The following is a 17694-nucleotide window of genomic DNA, read 5'->3' as shown; positions in this document are numbered from 1 at the left end:
CTGGAGCACGCCATGAGCGCACCGACCCCCTCCTACACGCTGCCCGGGCCGCCGAACATCGCCCGAAGCCTGCGCGGGAACCGGCGCACCGGGGCGATCCCCGGTCTGCACCACCAGCCGGCCGCTCCCGCCGACCCGGTGAAGGCCGCCGAGGTCGACCGCCGCCTGGAGACCTGGGCCCGCGGCCTGGACCTGTTCCCCGAGGCCTGGAAGGGGGACTTCTCCGGCTTCCAGTTCGGCCGGGCCGTCGTGCTGCAGCATCCGGGCGCCCTCGACCTGGAGCGTCTGACGGTCGCCGGCAAGCTGCTGCTCGCCGAGAACGTGGTCGACTCCTGCTACTGCGAGGAGGACGAGGGCCGGGGCGGAGCACGCCGCGGCCTCGGCGGCCGGCTGATCATGGCCCAGTCCGCGCTCGACCCCTACCACGGCATCCCGGAGCTCGAGGAGGAGTGGCGCGAGGGTGTACGGGCCGACGGTCCGCTGCGCTCGTACCACTTCGCCCTCACCGACTACGCCGCCTTCGCTACGCCCAGCCAGACCGACCGGTTCGTGCACGACATCGCCCGGCTCCACCTCGGCTATCTGGCGGAGGCCGCCTGGGCCGAGACCCGGTACGTGCCCCGGGTCTGGGAGTACCTGGTGATGCGGCAGTTCAACAACTTCCGCCCCTGTCTGTCGATCGTGGACGCGGTGGACGGCTACGAGCTGCCCGAACAGGTCTACGCCCGCCCGGAGATCCAGCGGATCACCGCCCTGGCGTGCAACGCGACCACCATCGTCAACGACCTGTACTCCTTCACCAAGGAGCTGGCGAGCGACCCGGACCACCTCAACCTGCCGCAGGTCGTCGCCGCCAACGAGCGGTGCGGGCTGAAGGCCGCCTATCTGAGGTCCGTCGAGATCCACAACCGGATCATGGCGGCCTTCGAGGAGGAGTCGGCCCTCCTGTCCGCCGCCTCGCCCCTCGTGGAGCGCTACGCCCAGGGGCTCGCCGCCTGGGTGTCCGGCAACCACGAGTGGCACGCCACCAACACCCACCGCTACCACCTGCCCGACTACTGGTAACCGTCCGCACCCGCGGAACGAAACACCGTCACATGCACAACGAGGAGTCAGCGTTGACGACCGTCCCCGTCGCCCGGACCGCACCCGCCCCGGTGCCGGCCCAGTCCACGTACCAGAGCCGCGTCGCGGACTACTGGAACGCAGAGGAGAACCCGGTCAACCTCGAACTCGGCAAGATCGACGATCTGTACCACCACCACTACGGCATCGGAGCCGCCGACCGCTCGGTGCTCGACGAGCCCGACGCCGGGCTGCGGCGGGAGCGGATCACCACCGAACTGCACCGCCTGGAGCACGCCCAGGCAGAACTGCTCGCCTCCCACCTCGGGCCGCTCTCCCCCGCCGACCGGGTCTTCGACGCCGGCTGCGGCCGCGGCGGCGGCAGCGTGGTGGCCCACCTGCACTACGGCTGCCACGCCGACGGGGTGACGCTCTCCGCCAAGCAGGCGGACTTCGCGAACGAGCAGGCCCGCGGCCGCGGCATCGACGGCAAGGTGCGCTACCACCACCGCAACATGCTCGACACCGGCTTCCCGTCGGGCGCCTACGCCGCGTCGTGGAACAACGAGTCCACCATGTACGTCGAGCTGGACCTGCTGTTCGCCGAGCACGCCCGGCTGCTGCGCCGCGGAGGGCGGTACGTGGTCATCACCGGCTGCTACAACGACACCTACGGGCAGGCCTCCCGCGAGGTGTCGCTGATCAACGCGCACTACATCTGCGACATCCATCCGCGGTCGGCGTACTTCCGGGCGATGGCCCGCAACCGGCTGGTGCCGGTGCACGTGGAGGACCTGACGGAGGCCACCGTCCCGTACTGGGAACTGCGCAGGGAGGCGGACCACCTGGTCACGGGCATCGAGGACACCTTCCTGTCCGCGTACCGCAACGGCAGCTTCCAGTACCTGCTCATCGTGGCCGACCGGGTCTGAGCCCGGCGAAATCCCGTCGACAGCGGGGGCGTCGAGGCGCTGGGATGGCCCTGATGAGTGCCTTCCAGAGCCAGAAGACGCAGAAGATGCACGCGGACGAGGCCGACCTCGACGCCCCGCTGGTCCATCGCCTGATCGCCCGCCGGTTTCCGGAGTGGGCCGATCGCCCCGTACGGCGCCTGGCGTCCTCCGGTACGGAGAACGCCATGTTCCGTCTGGGGACCGACCTCGTGGTGCGGCTGCCGCGGCGCCCCGGCGCCGTGCCGGACGTGACGCACGAGCAGCGCTGGCTGCGCCGGCTCGGGCCGCTGCTGCCGGTCGCCGTGCCCGAACCGCTGGGGATCGGCGAACCGGGCGAGGGCTTCCCGTGGCCGTGGTCCGTCTACCGCTGGCTGGACGGCCGCAACCCGGTGGCGGGGGCGGTCGAGGAGCCCGAGCGGCTCGCGGGGGACCTCGGGGCGTTCGTGCGCGCGCTGCGCCGTATCGCCCCGGAGGACGGGCCGCCCGGTTACCGGGGCGGTCCCCTGAAGGGCCGCGACGAGCCCACCCGCGCGGCCCTCGCCGAGCTGGGCACACGGGTGGACACCGAGGCGGTGACGGCCCTGTGGCACGAGGCGCTGCGGGCTCCGGAGCACACCGGGCCGCCGGTGTGGGCCCACGGGGACCTGTCTCCCGGGAACGTGCTGGTCGAGGGCGGCCGGCTGAGTGCCGTGATCGACTTCGGCACCGCCGGTGTGGGCGATCCCGCCGTGGACCTGATCGTCGCCTGGAACCTGCTGCCCGCATCCGCCCGGGACACCTTCCGCAGGGCGGTGGGGGCCGACGACGCCCAGTGGGCGCGGGGGCGGGGCTGGGCGCTGTCGATCTCGCTGATCCAGCTGCCGTACTACTGGCGGACCAACCCGGCCCTGGCGGAGAACTCGCGGCATGTGATCGCCGAGATCCTCGCCGAGGCCGGGTAGGCATCGGCCATCGGCCTTCCGCTCACTCCCCCGCGTAGGCCTTCTCCAGCGCGGCGACATCGAGCTTGCCCATGCTCAACATGGCGCGGGTGGTGCGTGCCGCCTTCTCCTGGTCCGGGTCGCCGATGAGGTCGAGCAGCCGGTCGTAGACGACCTGCCAGGAGACGCCGTACCGGTCCTTGAGCCAGCCGCAGGGGCCGCCCTCACCGCCGTTCTCGGTGAGCCGGCTCCAGTAGTGGTCGATCTCCTGCTGGTCCGAGCAGAAGATCTGGAAGGAGATCGACTCGTTGAACTTGAACTGGGGACCGCCGTTGAGCGCGGCGAACTTCTGGCCGTTGGCCGTGAACTCCACGGCGACCACGGAGCCGGCCGGGCCCGGACCGGCCTCGGTGTAGCGGCCGACGCGGCCGATGCTGGAGTTCTTGAAGACGGACACGTAGAACTCGGCGGCCTCCTCGGCCTGGCCGTCGAACCACAGACACGTGGTGAATCCGTCGGTCTGCATGAGCACCTCCTGGGGCGTGGAACACGGTCATGTGTATCGACCGGTGCGCGCCGCGAAACTCATCGGCGGACCGCCGACCGGCTTCCCGGGTGACGGGCCCGCCGCGCACTAGCATCCGGGCCATGACCTCCGTGTCCGCCGAGACCGTCCGGCCGTTCCGTCTGTCGGTCCCTCAGAGCGACCTGGACGACCTGTACGACCGGCTCGACCGCACCCGCTGGCCGGCCGAGCTGGCGGGGGCGGGGTGGAAGTACGGCGTCCCGGACGGCTATCTGCGTGAGCTGGCCCGGTACTGGCGGCACGGGTACGACTGGCGAGCGGCCGAGGCACGGCTGAACGAGTGGCCACAGTTCACCACCACGGTCGACGGGGCGCACCTCCACTTCGCGCATGTGCGCTCTCCCGAGCCGGACGCGACCCCGCTGATCCTGACCCATGGCTGGCCCGGCTCGATCGTCGAGTTCCTCGATGTGGCCGGGCCGCTCGCCGATCCCGTGGCGCACGGCGGCGAGGCGGCCGACGCGTTCCACCTGGTCGTCCCCAGCCTCCCGGGCTTCGGGCTGTCCGGGCCCACCGCACAGCCCGGCTGGGAGGCGGGCCGGGTCGCCGACGCCTGGGCGGAACTGATGCGGCGGCTCGGCTACGAACGGTTCGGCGCGCACGGCGGCGACTGGGGCGCCGTGATCTCCCGCGAGCTGGGACGCGCCCACCCCGACCGGGTGATCGGCGTCCACCTCACCCTGCTGCCGGGCGCCCAGGCGGCGACCGAGCCCGACGCCGAGGAGCTGGGTGCGCTCGGCCCGCGGGAGCGGGAGAACACGCTCGCCTCGTGGCGGCGGTGGGCGGAGTGGTCGCGCGAGGGCACGGGGTACGCGGTGCTGCAGTCGACCCGGCCGCACACCCTCGCCTACGCGTTGACGGACTCCCCGGTCGGGCAGCTCGCCTGGATCGTGGAGAAGTTCCGGGAGTGGAGCGACTGCGCCGAGCTGCCGGAGGAGGCCGTCGACCGGGACCTGCTGCTGACGAACGTCATACTGTACTGGCTGACGGGCACGGCCGGTTCGTCCGCGCGCCTCTACTACGAGCGGGCTCACGCCCGTGGCCGGACCGCCCGGCCCGCCGGGCCGTCGACGGTGCCGACGGCCCTCGCCCTGTTCCCGGCCGAGCCTCAGATCCCGCTGCGGCACAAGGCGGAGCGGACCGAGAACATCGTGCGCTGGACGGAGTTCGACCGCGGCGGCCACTTCGCGGCCATGGAGGAGCCGGACCTGCTCGCCGCCGACGTCCGGGCCTTCTTCCGGCAACTGAGCGAGAAGAGCATCGGCTGAGCGTACGAGGCAGGGTCGTGCCTCAGGCGGCCAGGCACAGTCCGTTGTACGGCCGGTACGGGTGCCGTGGCGCCACAGCCGTACGACGGCTCGTGGCCGTGTGCCGGGTCAGCTCGCCGTGCGCGAGCGACAGCAGGTCGCCGAGCCCCAGGCCGAGCGCATGGGCGGCGGCCGCGAGGACCTCGGAGGAGGCCTCCTTGCGGCCGCGTTCGATCTCCGAGAGGTAGGGCAGAGAGATACGGGCCGCGTCGGCCACGTCCCGCAGCGTGCGCTCCTGCGCCAGCCGCTCCCGCCGCAGCACCTCACCGACGAGATCCCGCCACAGAGGCTCTCTGGGAGCGGGCTCCGGGCCGCCCGGCCGGGCGGGCTGAGGGCGCAGCGGAATCACTTGGGCGTCGTCGCTCACCTGGTCGGTCACCCCCTCACCCTAGAGCCCGGCTGTGCCGTCGCGCGTGGACAGCGCCGATTTCCCGCCACCGGGGCCGAGCGGGGGCATGCGGCGCGTCACCGGGGGTACCCGCCAGGTGAACGACGCCGCGGGGACGCATGGGCGCCCGGATTCCGGGTATCCGAGACAAAACCTGTACTGGGATCGGACACATCAGGCCGCAAGGCAGACGTCGAACCGTGACTTTCGTGGGAGAGGTAATGAACACCGCCGGGATCCGGTCGGAAGCAGAGGTCGTCGAGAGGACCGAGCAGGACAGGACGGGCGAGGGATCACTGCCTGGCATCGAGGACCCGGCGTCCGTCGCGCCGCGTGACGCACGGGAGCTGTCCCGTCAGTTCTTCCGTCGGCTGGTCGAGCTGGAGGAGGGGACGCACGAGTACCAGTACGCGCGCAACACCCTCATCGAGATGAACATGTCGCTGGTGCGGTTCGCGGCCGGACGGTTCCGGGGCCGCGGCGACGACATGGAGGACATCGTCCAGACCGGCATGATCGGACTGATCAAGGCCATCGACCGGTTCGAACTGTCGCGCGAGGTCGAGTTCACCTCCTTCGCGCTGCCGTACATCGTGGGCGAGATCAAGCGGTTCTTCCGGGACACCACCTGGGCGGTGCACGTGCCGCGGCGGCTGCAGGAGCTGCGCGTGGAGCTGGCCAAGGCCCGCGAGGAGCTGTCCAGCCGGCTCGACCGGGACCCGACGGTCGCGGAGCTGGCCACGCTGATGAACCTCACCGAGGACGAGGTGGTCGAGGGCCAGCTCGCCTCGAACGGCTACAACTCCGCCTCCCTGGACGCCGCGCTCACCGGAGACGGCCCCGAGGACGGCGAGGCCGTGCTCGCGGACTTCATCGGCGTGGAGGAGGAGGGCCTCAGGCTCGTCGAGGACTTCCATGCCCTCGCTCCCCTGATGGCCGAGCTCAGCGACCGCGATCGGCAGATCATCCACATGCGGTTCGTCGAGGAGGCGACCCAGGCGGAGATCGGAGAGAAGCTGGGCTGCTCCCAGATGCACGTCTCCCGGCTGATCAAGCGGATCATCATGCGCCTGCGCCAGGGGATGCTGGGCGAGCTGGGCTGCGCCTGACGACGGGATGCCCGGGCGCCCCTGCGCCCGGGCCCACCGTGAAGAGCCGACGGTAGAGGCCGTAAACGCGAAGAGTCGACCGCAGAAGCCGTGAAAGAGGCGCTCACCGCTTCAGGTCCACCCGCGCGCACACGCGCTTGCCGACCGGGACGCGCTGCACCGTCACCTGGGAGGCCAGGACGTGCACGATCTCCAGACCGTGCCGGCCGACGCGCTCGGGGTTCTTCGGAAACCGGCGGGGGAGGGCGGAGCTGCTGTCGTACACGGCCACCACGACCGCGCTGTCCGTGCCCTCCAGCTCCAGGATGTACGGGCCGGTGCTGTGCTGGTCGGCGTTGGTGACGAGTTCGCTCACCACCAGGAGCAGCTCGCCGTCGGTGCGGCTGTCGATGGCCGCGCACCACTCGGTCCTCAGCTGCTGCAGGAACTGGGCAGCGAAAACCCGCGCCTCGGCGATGCATCCGGGTTCGCCGGTGTAGTGCGCCGCGCGTCGCAGCGGCTCAACGGGTACGTCGAAACCAGTAGGTATCACTGCCCCGCCCAGATACTCGGTCATGCGTGTCTCTCTCCGGAAGCCCGATCCGGCCGATCGCTCTTGCACCAGTCCTCGTACCCCGAGCGGCGTCCGGCAGTCCACCGAGTCTGTTCGCCGAGCGCGCACGGGGAACGGCGCAGGTCGTCTCATGTCGACGAGGGGTTTCCGGTCGACACCGGGGCGTTCCCGGTCTCCGACCGCCCGCCCTGCGAGGACTGTTCCCGGCCGGACGGGGTCTGAGGCTCGGAGCCCACCGAGGACGGGGCTCCCGGGGTGGTGTTCCGCGTCGACTCGGACTTGGACGAGGACTCGGGCTTGGACGACTCGGGCTTGGACGACTCGGGCTTGGACGACTCGGGCTTGGACGACGATTCCGGCTTGGACGACTCGGGCTTCGACGACGATTCCGGCTTGGACGACTCGGGCTTCGACGATTCAGACTTCGACGACTCGGGCTTCGACGACGATTCAGACGACGGGGACGGCGACTCGGACGGCGTCTTGGACGACGGCGACTGGGACGAGGACGTCTTGGACGGCGACTCCGACGACGGCGACTGCGAACTCGAACCGGGCGAGGTCGAGCCCGGCGACGACGAAGACGTCGAGGACGACGAGTTCGGCTTGGAGGGGGCGCTCGACGTGGACGTCGGTGTCGGCGTCGACGGGCAGGGCCTCGGGGTGGCGCCCGGTGCCACCGTCGCACCCGGAGTGGGCAGGCAGGAGGCCGGCCTGTTCCAGGGGTGGGTGTTCTTCGGTGGACTGGTGTGCCGGTCGTGGCGGCCGGTGTCGTCACCGCGTTGGCGGTGGAACCAGTTGTCGTGGTGGGGGTCGTAGATCACGAAGACCTTGACCACCACCGGAGCCGGTGTCACCACGATGACGTTCGAGGGCCGGTACGACGTCCATTGGTCGCCCACCGGCCGCGGAGCGCGCTGGGCGACCGGCGGTGTCAGCGGGTTGCCGCAGGCGCAGCGCGCCCGGGGCACGCCGTGCCCGTCGACCAGGACGGCGGTGCCCGACTGGAGGACCGCCTGGTAGCCGGTGGCGTCTCCGTCGCGGTAGCCGTGGTTGGTGACGCGGGTGTCGGCGCGCAGCGTCACGGGAGTGAGCGAGCGCAGATAGGCCGGGACGGCGGCGGGCTGGACGCCGACCTGCGCGGCGTACGCGCGGTTCTTGGCCGGGTCGGCCCGCAGAGCACTGATCTGCTTCTCCACGTCGCAGCTCGGGCGGTTCTGGACGCCGCTGTACAGGCCCGGTGCGCCACCCTCGACCGCGCGCACCTGGTTGGTGGGCGACGACGGTGCCCGCGACGCGGGGCCGGTGCCCGAAGCGGTGGAGGCTCCGGGCCCGGTCGGGGTTCCCGGAGGAGTGGCGGTTCCCGGAGCGGGAGACCTGTTCGAGGTGCTCTTCGGCGGGCCGGAGGCGTCGGTGGCGGTCGACTCGGTGAACGGGTCCGGGCCTGTCTGGTTCGCGGCCTGCAGGAAGACCTCGCCCTTGGCGGCGCCGCCGCCACCCGGACGGGTGAGGACCACCGCCACGACGGCCGCTGCGACCACGATCGCGGTGATGACGGCTATGCGAGGAGCTGACCTCCACCACGGCGGGTGCGGCTCTCCGCCTCCGGCCCCGGAGCCGCGGCCCGGTGGTGGCGTGGGGGGTGGTCCGGCGGGGGGCTGGGAGGGTCCCGACAGGGGTCCGGAGGGAGGCCCGGTCGGGCGGCCGGAGGACGGAGGTTCGACGCTCACGAGCCCTTCTTCCCGCCACGAGAGCGCGGCTTATATCAGAGAAAGTCCCGTTTTGTGTATTTAGACCACAGCGTCCCATTGTGTGCTCCGGGCCCAGGTGCCTCGCAAGCGGACGCGGACGCGGACGGGCCACCCGGCGGGCGGGATGCCCGGGCGCTGCCTAGCGTGGCAGGCGTGAGCCCTCCGACCGCCTCCGCGCGGCCCGCCGCCCGGCACGGCTGGGTGCGGGCCGTGGCCACGGTGCTGACCGGACTGGTCGTGATGGCCGTGCTCGCGGCGCTGGGGCTGTGGGCGGCCGGAGCGGCGGATCTGCCGGACGGTGCGTTCGTCCGGGTGGTGGTGGCCACCGTGGTGACCGCGGTCGGCGGCACGCTCGAACTCACCGGCAACGCGGGCGCGCTGGCGAGAACCCGGGCCGGACTGACCGTGATGCCGCTGTCGGTGACGCTGGCCGGCGCCCTGGTGATCGGCGCGGGCTTCCTGCGGCCCCTGCGGCACCGCGCGGTCGCCTCGGCCGGGGAGCTGGCCGGCTGGGCCGCCCGGATCGCGGTGGTGTGGCTGTGCGCCCTGGTCGGCCTCGCGTCGGCCGCCCGGCAGACCTTCGCCGTGGACGTGGGCAACGGCACCCTCAGCGATCTCACCAGCCTCTTCGACGCGGCGCCGAGGATCGGGTTCACCACGGACGCGCCGCTGACCGTGGTGTTCGGACTGCTCTGGCTCGCCGGGGTGCTGGTGCTGGCCCTGCTGGCCGCACCCGGCGCACCGTTGCCCGGCCGGCTGCTGCGCCGCAGCGTGTCCGTGCGGCCGGCGGCGCACGCCATGGTCGTCCTGCTGCTCGGGTACGTCGCCCTGGGCCTCCTCGTCGCGCTGGTGTCGGCCGCGGCGCACGGGCACGTCGGCGAGACGTTCGCGGTGATTCTGCTCGGTCTGCCCAACCTGGCCTGGATCGCCCTCACCCTCGGCCAGGGCGCCACCTGGCACGGCCGGGTGGACGGTCCGTTCGGACTGCCGATGCCGCATGTGCTGGACGAGATCCTGCGCACCCCCGACATCGCCACGCTGAACCTGCGCACGCTCACCGAGTACGACAGCGGCATGTGGTGGCTGCTGGTCGCGGACGCGGTGCTGGTGCCGGCGGTCGCGTTCCTGATGGCGGTGCGTTCCCCGGCCCGCGTCCCGGCCTGGCAGCACGCCCTGCGACTCGCCGTCGCCCTGGCCCTGACGGTGCTCACGGTCTGTCTGCTGTGCCGGATCTCGGCGCACTACGGCCTGTCCCTGCTCGGCATCGGCGACCTGGGCGGCGGCCTGTCCGGGGAGCTGTTCCTCAGACCCCGGCTGTGGCAGGCGGTGGGGCTGGGCGCGCTGTGGGGGCTGGCCGCCGGCTTCGTGGGTGCGCTGTCGGCCCGGCCGGTGCACCGGCGTGGCAGGGTCGACACGCCCTAGCGGAACTGGCGGAACACGGGTTGAGCCCACTGCGGGGGCAGCCGGGACTCGACGGGTGGCCTTCGGTCCGTCCGGGTGGCCGGGTGCTCGTCGGCCGGGTCGACGGCGAGGTCGCCGGTGACATCACCGGATGGGGCGGTGCGCAGGGCGGCGACGAAGTCGAGACAGGTGTCGTAGCGGCCGTCCGGGCTCTTGGCGAGTGCCTTGGCGAAGACGGCGTCGACGCCCGTCGGGAGGTCGGGGCGCGCTTCGCTCGGCGGGGGCGGATCGTCGTACTGGTGGGCCCACAGCAGGGCCATGTCGTCCTCGCGCTGGAAGGGCGGCCGTCCGGCCAGGGTCTCGTAGACGACGCAGGCGAGGCCGTAGACGTCGCAGCGGCCGTCGACGGGGCGGCCGGAGATCTGCTCCGGGGCCACGTAGTCGAGGGTGCCGACGAACTGGCCGACGCTGGTGAACCCGGTCAGGGACAGCGACTTCTTGGTCAGCCCGAAGTCGGTGAGGTAGACGTGCTCGGGGTGGTCGCGGTCGGCACCCCGGGCGACCAGGACGTTGCCGGGTTTCACGTCCCGGTGCACCAGGCCGTGCTCGTGGGCCGCGTCGAGCGCGGAGGCCACCTGGGCGGCGATGCGCACGGCGACGTCGTACGGCAACGGCCCGCGCTCGTCCATGAGGTGGCGCAGATCGCTGCCGGGGACGAACCGCATGGCGATGTAGAGCACACCCTCCGTCTCGCCCGCCTCGAAGACGGGCACGATGTGCGGGTGGTCGATCGCGGCGGCCACCCGGGACTCATGGGTGAAGCGCTGCCGGAAGGTGTCGTTGCGGGCGAGTTCCGGGGCCAGGAGCTTGAGCGCGACCGGGCGGTCCAGGCGCAGGTCGCGCGCGAGGTAGACGACGGCCATGCCGCCGCGGCCGACCTCGCTCTCGACCAGGTAGTTGGCCACCCGGCTCCCGATCAGCTCCGAGGGCCGGCCGGAGGACAGGCCCGCCTGGCGCGCCATCAGGTCTCACCCTTCGGGGCGGCGAACCGGGTGGAGGCGTGGTGGGAGTCCTCGTCCGAGGCCGTCCGGTCGGTGGCGTAGGTGGTCAGCTGCCGTCCGTCGCCGTACAGCCAGCGCTCTTCGTCGTGGTCGTACACCCACATGGACTCCCCGTCGACCACGACCCCGATCCGCAGCCCGCGGGTACGGTCCTCGAAGGCCTGCCCGTCCAGGTCGCCGTCCACCAGCTCCTCGACCGCCGCCCGGTAGTCGGCGAGGGCCTGTTCGGCGCGGGCCAGCAGGGGGCGCGGGTCGGCCGTGCCGGCGGGCGGACCGTCGGCGGCGGGCGGGTCCTGGGGTACGGCGACCAGGTGGCGGCCGTCGACCCAGGCGGCCCAGCCGTTGGCACAGCGGATGTGCCCCCAGTCGCCGAGCCGCTCCACCAGTTCCACGGGCAGCAGCGGGTCGAGGGACACCGTGGGCCGGGCGGGGTCCGGGGCCTCCCACGCGGGCAGGCCGCCCGGCGGAACGACGTGCGACGGCCGGAACACGGAGGCCGGCGGTTTCGACGCTCTCATCGCTCGCCTACCTCCGTATCACGGCGGGTTCGTGCCGGCGCAGCAGCCGGGCGACCAGGACGCCGTAACCGGTGGACAGCACCACCAGCATGGCCAGGTCCAGCAGCCACACGCCGGCCGAGTGCCGGAACAGAGGGTCGCCGGTGAGGTCGCCGGGCACGATCCGGGCGAGTCCGACCGTGCTCGCCATGGCGCCGAACGCCCACCGCGAGGGCACCAGCCAGGCCAGCTGTTCGAGCACGGGTACGCCGTGCAGCGGGAGCAGGGCGCCGCAGAAGACGACCTGGACGATGGCGAGCAGCACCAGCAGCGGCATCGTCACCTCCTCCTTGCGCACCAGCGCGGAGACCAGCAGGCCGAGCATCATCGCGGTGAACGAGAGCAGGGCGACGGCGAGGGTGATCTCGGCCAGGGGCGGCAGCAGGACGCCCCGGCCGCCGGGCGTATTGAGGTCCACGCCGAGCAGCGCGACCAGGGTGAGGACCACGGCCTGTACGACCGTGATCGCGCCGAGCACCACGACCTTGGACATGAGGTAAGCCGATCTGGGCAGGCCGACGGCGCGTTCGCGGCCGTAGACCGCACGCTCCTTGACGAGTTCGCGCACCGCGTTGGCGGCGCCGGTGAGAACGCCGCCGACGCACAGAATGAGCAGCGCGTTCATCGCGGTGTCCTGGATCAGCTTCCCGCCCGCCAGGGCCCGGTCCATGGCGCCCATCACGAAGGGCAGGGCGATCATGACGGCGAGGAAGGTGCGGTCCGCGGCGAGCACGGCGGTGTAGCGGCGGACCAGGGTGCCCAGCTGGGCGCGCCGGCTGCGCGGGCGGGGCCTCGGCACGGGGGCGACCGGCGCGGACTCCGGGTGGCGGGGCTGGGTGGTGGCCTCGGTGACGTAGTGCCGGTGGAACGGCGAGTCGCGGTACTCCCCGGCCCAGTCCCGGTCCTGGTCGCGGTCGAAGGCCTCGAAGGCCTCCGGCCAATGCTCGAAGCCGAAGAAGGCGAGGGCGTCGTCGGGATGGCCGTAGTAGGCGATCCGGCCGCCGGGCGCGAGGACCAGGAGGCGGTCGCAGACGCCCAGGCTGAGGACGCTGTGCGTGACGACGACGACGGTGCGGCCGTCGTCGGCGAGGCCCCGCAGCATGTGCATGACCGAGCGGTCCATGCCCGGGTCGAGGCCGGAGGTCGGCTCGTCCAGGAACAGCAGCGACGGCTTGGTCAGCAGTTCCATGGCCACGCTGACCCGCTTGCGCTGCCCGCCGGAGAGGCTGTGCACGGGCTGGTCGGCGCGCTGCTCCAGGCCCAGTTCCCGCATCACCTCCTCCACCCGGGCCCGCCGCTCGGCCTTCGCCGTGTCCTCGGGGAAGCGCAGCTCGGCGGCGTAGGACAGGGCGGCGCGCACGGTGAGCTGGGGGTGCAGGATGTCGTCCTGCGGGACCAGGCCGATGCGCCCGCGCAGTTCGGCGTAGTCGTGGTACAGGTCGCGGCCGTCGTACAGGACGGTGCCGTGGTCGGCGGGCCGCTGCCCGGTCAGGGCGTTCAGCAGCGTGGACTTGCCCGAGCCGCTCGGTCCGACCACCGCGAGCAGGCACTTCTCCCCCACCGGGAAGGAGACGTTCTCGAGGAGCGTCTTGCGGCCGCCGTCGACGGTGACGGTGAGGTCCTGGGCGTCGAGGGAGACCTCGCCGGTGTCGACGTACTCCCGCAGTTCGTCGCCGACCAGGCGGTACGTGGTGTGTCCGACGCCGATGATGTCGTCGGGGCCGACCGGGGCGTCGGTGACGGGAGCGCCGTTGAGGTAGGTGCCGTTGTGGCTGCCGAGGTCGACGATCTCGTAGCCGCCGTCGGGGCGGGCGCGCAGTTCGGCGTGGTGGCGGGAGACGGTCAGGTCGTCGACGACGAGGTCGTTGTCGGCGCCGCGGCCGATGCGGATCATGTGCGCGGGCAGCGGCCGTACGCTGCTCGGGGCACGGAAGGTTCCGGTCAGTTCGGGGTGCCAGACCGCCGGGGGGCGGTCGGCGGCGGGGGCGAGCGGCCCGACCGGGACGGCCCGGGGGCCGTCGTCGGGGTTGCCGAAGCGGATGACGCTGCCGGGGCGGACGTCCCACTCCTGGATGCGCCGGCCGTCGGCGTAGGTGCCGTTGGTGCTCGCCGCGTCCTTGAGGGTCCAGCCGTCGTCGGCGCAGCGCAGCACCGCATGATGCCACGAGACCCTGGCATCGTCGAACACGATGTCGCTCAGCGGATCGCGTCCGACGTGGTAGTCCTGCCCCGGGCTCAGCACCGTGGAACCGGTGTCGGTCTCCAGGACCAGTTCGAGTGCCGTCGGGGCGACCGGTCGCTCCGCCATGGCCTGAATTCTACCGATCTGCCCTCATAGATGCCCGCGCGGTCGAGGGTCCACGGCGTGCACCAGAGCGGCCGTGGCACGTGTCAGGCGACGGGTACGACGAGCGCCGGCAGGGTGCGCTGCATGCGCAGGGCGTCGACGGACTCGGCGAGCAGCTCGTACTCGGTGGTGTCGTCGCTGGCGGCGATCCGGACCATCCGCCCGCCCGCCAACTCGTCGGCCACCAGCTCCTGCCCGGCGGCATCGGCACACCAGGCGCGCAGCAGCGCGGGGACGTCGGCCACCGTGTCCGCGACCGGGACGAGCGCGCCCGCCGGATAGGAGGAATCCTCCGGGGTCGGGTCGAGCCGCTCGGCGATCCAGGACGCGCGGTCCCGTAACCACCACAGGGCCAGCGCCAGGGTCGGCGCACGATAGGTGCCGAGCGGTACGCCGATGCGCTGCCCGCCGCACGTGCCGTACGCCGTGACGTGGCACAGGAATTCGTCGTGCACGATCACTCCCCCGTCGCCTCGCCGGTGTGCCGGTCCGGACCTCGCTTTCCGTGCGGCTCCTGTGCGGTGAAGTGCCCCTGACATTCGAGTATCGCCACCCCAGAAACACTGTCACCACGACTTTCCGGCCAGTCTCCTGGCATATTCACCGCCCGTTCTGGCCGAAAACGCACCGGGTATACGACGGCCCGTCATTACCCGGGAGGTAATCGACCCGGCCGGCGCCGCTCGGGCATGGTGTTCACACCGGATCGACGAACTCCCGGATCCGGCTTCCGACCAGCAGTTACGACCTCGATGGAGGCTGATTCGCCATGACCGCGAACACCCACAGCTACGACAGCGCCGTCGCCCGTTACTTCGAGGCCTGGAACGCCACCGAGCCGGAGGCCCTGCGGAAGGCGGTCGCCGAGGCCTGGACCGCGGACGGCAGCTACACCGACCCGCTCGCCGACGTCCGCGGGCACGAGCAGATCGCGGCCGTGATCGCCGCCGCCCACGAGCAGTTCCCGGGGTTCGCCTTCCGTCCCCTCGGCGCGGTGGACGGGCACCACGACACCGCGCGCTTCGGCTGGGAGCTGGTGAACGAGGCGGACGGCTCGGCGCCGGTGGCCGGGTTCGACGTGATCACGCTGGACGGCGAGGGCCGCATCCGGCAGGTGCTGGGCTTCCTGGACAGGGTGCCCGCCGGGGCCTGAGGCCGGGCCGCGATGAGTTTTCCGGCTCGCGGTGGTCTTTTCCAGGGAAGCGCCCGGGACACGCGTCCACAGGCGGACCGGAAAGGATCACCGCGAGCGGAGACCGTCATGGCCGGCATCGGCAAGAACGACAGGAACCAGAAGTCAACGGAAACGACGGGGAACGACGGGGAACGCGGACGCGGAATTCACCGCGGTCCTGCGGAAAAGCCCGGAGAAAGGAGGCTGGACATATGTCGTCCGGCCGCGGTCCGCAGAATTCTTCGGCACCCGCGGACCGGTCAAGGCCCGCGGCACGGTCGACGGCCATCCGGTCCGCAGTTCCTGCATGGCCCTGGGCGACGGCACCCACAAGCTGCCCGTCAGGGCCGACGTGCGCAGGACCATCGGCAAGGGCGAGGGCGACACGGTGACCGTGCACCTCCAGGAACGGCTCAGCTCCTGACCGCCTCCCACCCTCGGGACGTCGGCGAGCGGCTCACGGCCCGACCGCGGTCACGCCCTGCGGTCTCACCCGTTGACGATCGCGTCGATCCGCGCCAGCTCCTCCGCGTCGAAGTCCAGGTTGCGGATCGCGCCGACACTGTCCTCGATCTGCCGCACGCTGCTCGCGCCGACCAGGGCGGAGGTGACCCGGCCGCCCCGCAGGACCCAGGCCAGGGCCAGCTGGGCCAGGGTCTGGCCGCGGGACTTGGCGATCTCGTCGAGGGCGCGCAGCCGGCCGACCAGGTCCTCGGTGACCGCGTCCGAGTTCAGGAAGGGGCTGTCGCTCGCGGCCCGGGAGTCCTCGGGGATCCCGTCGAGGTAGCGGCCGGTGAGCAGGCCCTGCTCCAGCGGGGAGTAGACGATGGAGCCGACCTGGAGTTCGTCCAGCGCGTCCAGCAGGCCCTCGTCCTCGGGGCGCCGGTCGAGCATCGAGTAGCGCGGCTGGTGGATGAGGAGCGGGGTGCCGAGGTCGGCGAGGATGCGGGCCGCCTCGCGGGTCTGCTCCGCCGAGTAGTTGGAGACGCCGACGTAGAGCGCCTTGCCCTGTTGCACCGCCGAGTGCAGCGCGCCCATCGTCTCCTCCAGCGGAGTGTCCGGGTCGGGGCGGTGGGAGTAGAAGACGTCGACGTAGTCCAGGCCCAGCCGGGCGAGGCTCTGGTCGAGGGAGGAGAGCAGGTACTTGCGCGAGCCCCACTCGCCGTACGGCCCGGGCCACATGAGGTAGCCGGCCTTGGTGGAGACGACCAGCTCGTCGCGGTACGGCGCGAAGTCGGCCTTCAGGGCCTCGCCGAGCGCGGACTCGGCGGCGCCGGGCGGCGGGCCGTAGTTGTTGGCGAGGTCGAAGTGGGTGATGCCGAGGTCGAAGGCGCGGCGCAGGATGGTGCGCTGGGTGTCGACGGGCCGGTCGGGCCCGAAGTTGTGCCACAGGCCGAGCGACAGCGCGGGGAGCTTCAGGCCGCTGCGTCCGGTGCGCCGGTAGGGCATGTCGGCGTAACGGTCGGGGTGTGCGGTGTACAACGCGACTCCAGAGGGGTTGGCACACGGTCTACCGGATCCCACTCTTCCCCCGGCGGTGGACAGCGGTCCAACAGGAGAATCCGATGGAATTCAGCGGTTAGGCTTCTCAATCATGGAACTGCGCCATCTCCAGCACTTCGTCGCCGTCGCCGAGGACCAGCATTTCACCCGGGCCGCCGAACGCCTGATGGTGTCCCAGTCCGGCCTGTCGGCTTCCATCCGGGCGCTGGAGCGGGAGCTGCGGGCGCCGCTGTTCGTGCGGACCACCCGGCGGGTGACGCTCACCGAGGCGGGCCGCGCCCTGCTGGTGGAGGCCGAGCGGATCCTGGCGCAGGTGCGCTCGGCCCACGAGGCGGTGGCCGCAGTGCAGGGCGTGCTGCGCGGCACGCTGGCGCTGGGCACCGAGCAGTGCATCGCGGGGGTGCATGTGGCGCGGCTGCTGGCGGGCTTCCGGCGGCGGCATCCGGACGTGGAGATCCGGCTGCGGCAGGCGGGCTCGGGAGTGCTGGCCGAGGAGGTCGCGGCCGGGCGGCTGGACCTGGCCTTCGCCTACCGCACCCGGGCGGACAGCGACCAGTTGCGCTCGGTGTCCCTGACCAGCGAGCCGATGACCGTCCTGTGCCACCCCAGCCACCGGCTCGCCTCGGCCGGCGCGCTCCTCGCCCCGGACGACCTGGTCGGTGAGGTCTTCGTGGACTTCCACCCGGACTGGGGGCCGCGCCGCGCCACCGACGCCGCCTTCACCGCGGCCGGTGTCCGGCGCACGGTCGCGCTGGAGGTCAACGACGTACACAGCCTGCTGGACCTGGTGGACGAGAACCTCGGCATCGCCGTGGTGCCCCGGCACTTCCGGCACAAGCGGCCCTCGCTCACGGCACTCCCGCTGAAGGGCACGGGCGAGACGGAGTACGAGACGGTCGCCCTGCTGCCCCCGGAGCGGGCCACCAGCCCCGCGGCCCGCGCGCTCGTCACGCTGCTGGAGACAGGGGACCTGGCACCACCCCAGGAGGGGCCCCAGCCCTCCTGATTCCGGCCGCCCG

At 72.1% G+C, this 17694-nt stretch carries 17 protein-coding genes and 1 pseudogene; 9 read left to right on the top strand and 9 right to left on the bottom strand.

The window, feature by feature from the left end; genetic code table 11:
- The first annotated feature begins 12 nt into the window (after positions 1-12).
- The 3 genes from AC07CM_RS11095 to AC07CM_RS11085 are packed head-to-tail and all read left to right on the top strand — an operon-like array spanning position 13 to position 2959.
- Positions 13-1065, top strand: coding sequence for a family 2 encapsulin nanocompartment cargo protein terpene cyclase (locus AC07CM_RS11095; protein WP_478876058.1), 1053 nt, complete (start codon positions 13-15; stop codon positions 1063-1065).
- Between the two features lie 53 nt (positions 1066-1118).
- Entirely contained in the window at positions 1119-1997 is an 879-nt protein-coding gene (locus tag AC07CM_RS11090; protein ID WP_478876057.1) for a geranyl diphosphate 2-C-methyltransferase, read from the top strand.
- Between the two features lie 53 nt (positions 1998-2050).
- Positions 2051-2959 carry an aminoglycoside phosphotransferase family protein gene (locus AC07CM_RS11085; protein ID WP_478876056.1) on the top strand — a complete coding sequence of 303 codons (909 nt, stop codon included), beginning with the start codon at positions 2051-2053 and terminating at the stop codon, positions 2957-2959.
- Positions 2960-2981: 22 nt separating this feature from the next.
- On the opposite strand, the gene AC07CM_RS11080 is transcribed toward AC07CM_RS11085, so the two are convergent.
- Complete coding sequence (locus AC07CM_RS11080) at positions 2982-3464, bottom strand: VOC family protein (protein ID WP_478876055.1); 483 nt, start codon at positions 3462-3464, stop codon at positions 2982-2984.
- A gap of 122 nt (positions 3465-3586) precedes the next feature.
- Between AC07CM_RS11080 and AC07CM_RS11075 the strand changes: the two genes are divergently transcribed.
- Complete coding sequence (locus AC07CM_RS11075; protein ID WP_478876054.1) at positions 3587-4792, top strand: epoxide hydrolase family protein; 1206 nt, start codon at positions 3587-3589, stop codon at positions 4790-4792.
- Between the two features lie 22 nt (positions 4793-4814).
- Here the strand turns inward: AC07CM_RS11075 and AC07CM_RS11070 are convergent, their stop codons facing one another.
- The gene (locus AC07CM_RS11070; protein WP_478876053.1) at positions 4815-5210 is read right to left on the bottom strand and encodes a helix-turn-helix domain-containing protein; all 396 of its coding nucleotides are present in this window, start codon (positions 5208-5210) and stop codon (positions 4815-4817) included.
- 230 nt (positions 5211-5440) lie between these two features.
- Here AC07CM_RS11070 and AC07CM_RS11065 point away from each other — a divergent pair, with 230 nt between their 5' ends.
- The gene (locus AC07CM_RS11065; protein WP_478876134.1) at positions 5441-6328 is read left to right on the top strand and encodes an RNA polymerase sigma factor SigF; all 888 of its coding nucleotides are present in this window, start codon (positions 5441-5443) and stop codon (positions 6326-6328) included.
- Between the two features lie 103 nt (positions 6329-6431).
- Here the strand turns inward: AC07CM_RS11065 and AC07CM_RS11060 are convergent, their stop codons facing one another.
- A complete protein-coding gene (locus tag AC07CM_RS11060) occupies positions 6432-6884 on the bottom strand; it encodes an ATP-binding protein (RefSeq protein ID WP_478876052.1) in 453 nt (150 codons plus the stop codon).
- A 452-nt stretch (positions 6885-7336) separates the two neighbouring features.
- Positions 7337-8611 (bottom strand): annotated as a pseudogene (locus AC07CM_RS11055) (DUF6777 domain-containing protein); the annotation flags it as partial.
- A 174-nt stretch (positions 8612-8785) separates the two neighbouring features.
- Here AC07CM_RS11055 and AC07CM_RS11050 point away from each other — a divergent pair.
- Positions 8786-10054 carry a streptophobe family protein gene (locus tag AC07CM_RS11050; protein WP_478876051.1) on the top strand — a complete coding sequence of 423 codons (1269 nt, stop codon included), beginning with the start codon at positions 8786-8788 and terminating at the stop codon, positions 10052-10054.
- On the opposite strand, the gene AC07CM_RS11045 is transcribed toward AC07CM_RS11050, so the two are convergent.
- From AC07CM_RS11045 to AC07CM_RS11030, 4 genes are all read right to left on the bottom strand, one after another.
- Positions 10051-11055 (bottom strand): serine/threonine-protein kinase, encoded by a 1005-nt coding sequence (locus AC07CM_RS11045; RefSeq protein WP_478876050.1) that lies wholly within the window; start codon positions 11053-11055, stop codon positions 10051-10053. The genes AC07CM_RS11050 and AC07CM_RS11045 overlap by 4 nt on opposite strands.
- Positions 11055-11612 (bottom strand): hypothetical protein, encoded by a 558-nt coding sequence (locus AC07CM_RS11040; RefSeq protein WP_478876049.1) that lies wholly within the window; start codon positions 11610-11612, stop codon positions 11055-11057. The genes AC07CM_RS11045 and AC07CM_RS11040 overlap by 1 nt, the downstream gene beginning before the upstream one ends.
- A gap of 7 nt (positions 11613-11619) precedes the next feature.
- Positions 11620-13959, bottom strand: coding sequence for an ABC transporter ATP-binding protein/permease (locus tag AC07CM_RS11035; RefSeq protein ID WP_478876048.1), 2340 nt, complete (start codon positions 13957-13959; stop codon positions 11620-11622).
- A gap of 83 nt (positions 13960-14042) precedes the next feature.
- A complete protein-coding gene (locus tag AC07CM_RS11030; protein ID WP_478876047.1) occupies positions 14043-14453 on the bottom strand; it encodes a hypothetical protein in 411 nt (136 codons plus the stop codon).
- Between the two features lie 314 nt (positions 14454-14767).
- Here AC07CM_RS11030 and AC07CM_RS11025 point away from each other — a divergent pair, with 314 nt between their 5' ends.
- Together AC07CM_RS11025 and AC07CM_RS11020 are read left to right on the top strand one after the other, a co-directional pair.
- A complete protein-coding gene (locus AC07CM_RS11025) occupies positions 14768-15151 on the top strand; it encodes a nuclear transport factor 2 family protein (RefSeq protein WP_478876046.1) in 384 nt (127 codons plus the stop codon).
- A gap of 199 nt (positions 15152-15350) precedes the next feature.
- Positions 15351-15596 carry a DUF1905 domain-containing protein gene (locus AC07CM_RS11020; RefSeq protein WP_478876133.1) on the top strand — a complete coding sequence of 82 codons (246 nt, stop codon included), beginning with the start codon at positions 15351-15353 and terminating at the stop codon, positions 15594-15596.
- 65 nt (positions 15597-15661) lie between these two features.
- Here AC07CM_RS11020 and mgrA read toward each other — a convergent pair whose 3' ends face one another.
- The gene (gene mgrA / locus AC07CM_RS11015) at positions 15662-16654 is read right to left on the bottom strand and encodes an L-glyceraldehyde 3-phosphate reductase (protein WP_478876045.1); all 993 of its coding nucleotides are present in this window, start codon (positions 16652-16654) and stop codon (positions 15662-15664) included.
- Between the two features lie 112 nt (positions 16655-16766).
- Here mgrA and AC07CM_RS11010 point away from each other — a divergent pair, with 112 nt between their 5' ends.
- Positions 16767-17681: a LysR family transcriptional regulator gene (locus tag AC07CM_RS11010; RefSeq protein WP_478876044.1), complete on the top strand. Its 915-nt coding sequence runs from the start codon at positions 16767-16769 to the stop codon at positions 17679-17681.
- The last annotated feature ends 13 nt before the right edge of the window (positions 17682-17694 follow it).

It is taken from the genome of Streptomyces sp. NPDC044061, from assembly GCF_056434305.1.
The sequence above is the reverse complement of the archived record's forward strand: the minus strand, read 5'-3'. Positions and strand labels throughout refer to the sequence as shown.

Coding starts and splice junctions, on each gene's coding strand:
- AC07CM_RS11035 (WP_478876048.1), bottom strand. CDS start 13,959: ATGGCGGAGCGACCGGTCGCCCCGACGGCACTCGAACTGGTCCTGGAG.
- AC07CM_RS11010 (WP_478876044.1), top strand. CDS start 16,767: ATGGAACTGCGCCATCTCCAGCACTTCGTCGCCGTCGCCGAGGACCAG.
- AC07CM_RS11095 (WP_478876058.1), top strand. CDS start 13: ATGAGCGCACCGACCCCCTCCTACACGCTGCCCGGGCCGCCGAACATC.
- AC07CM_RS11075 (WP_478876054.1), top strand. CDS start 3,587: ATGACCTCCGTGTCCGCCGAGACCGTCCGGCCGTTCCGTCTGTCGGTC.
- AC07CM_RS11040 (WP_478876049.1), bottom strand. CDS start 11,612: ATGAGAGCGTCGAAACCGCCGGCCTCCGTGTTCCGGCCGTCGCACGTC.
- AC07CM_RS11065 (WP_478876134.1), top strand. CDS start 5,441: ATGAACACCGCCGGGATCCGGTCGGAAGCAGAGGTCGTCGAGAGGACC.
- AC07CM_RS11080 (WP_478876055.1), bottom strand. CDS start 3,464: ATGCAGACCGACGGATTCACCACGTGTCTGTGGTTCGACGGCCAGGCC.
- AC07CM_RS11060 (WP_478876052.1), bottom strand. CDS start 6,884: ATGACCGAGTATCTGGGCGGGGCAGTGATACCTACTGGTTTCGACGTA.
- AC07CM_RS11045 (WP_478876050.1), bottom strand. CDS start 11,055: ATGGCGCGCCAGGCGGGCCTGTCCTCCGGCCGGCCCTCGGAGCTGATC.
- AC07CM_RS11085 (WP_478876056.1), top strand. CDS start 2,051: ATGAGTGCCTTCCAGAGCCAGAAGACGCAGAAGATGCACGCGGACGAG.
- AC07CM_RS11025 (WP_478876046.1), top strand. CDS start 14,768: ATGACCGCGAACACCCACAGCTACGACAGCGCCGTCGCCCGTTACTTC.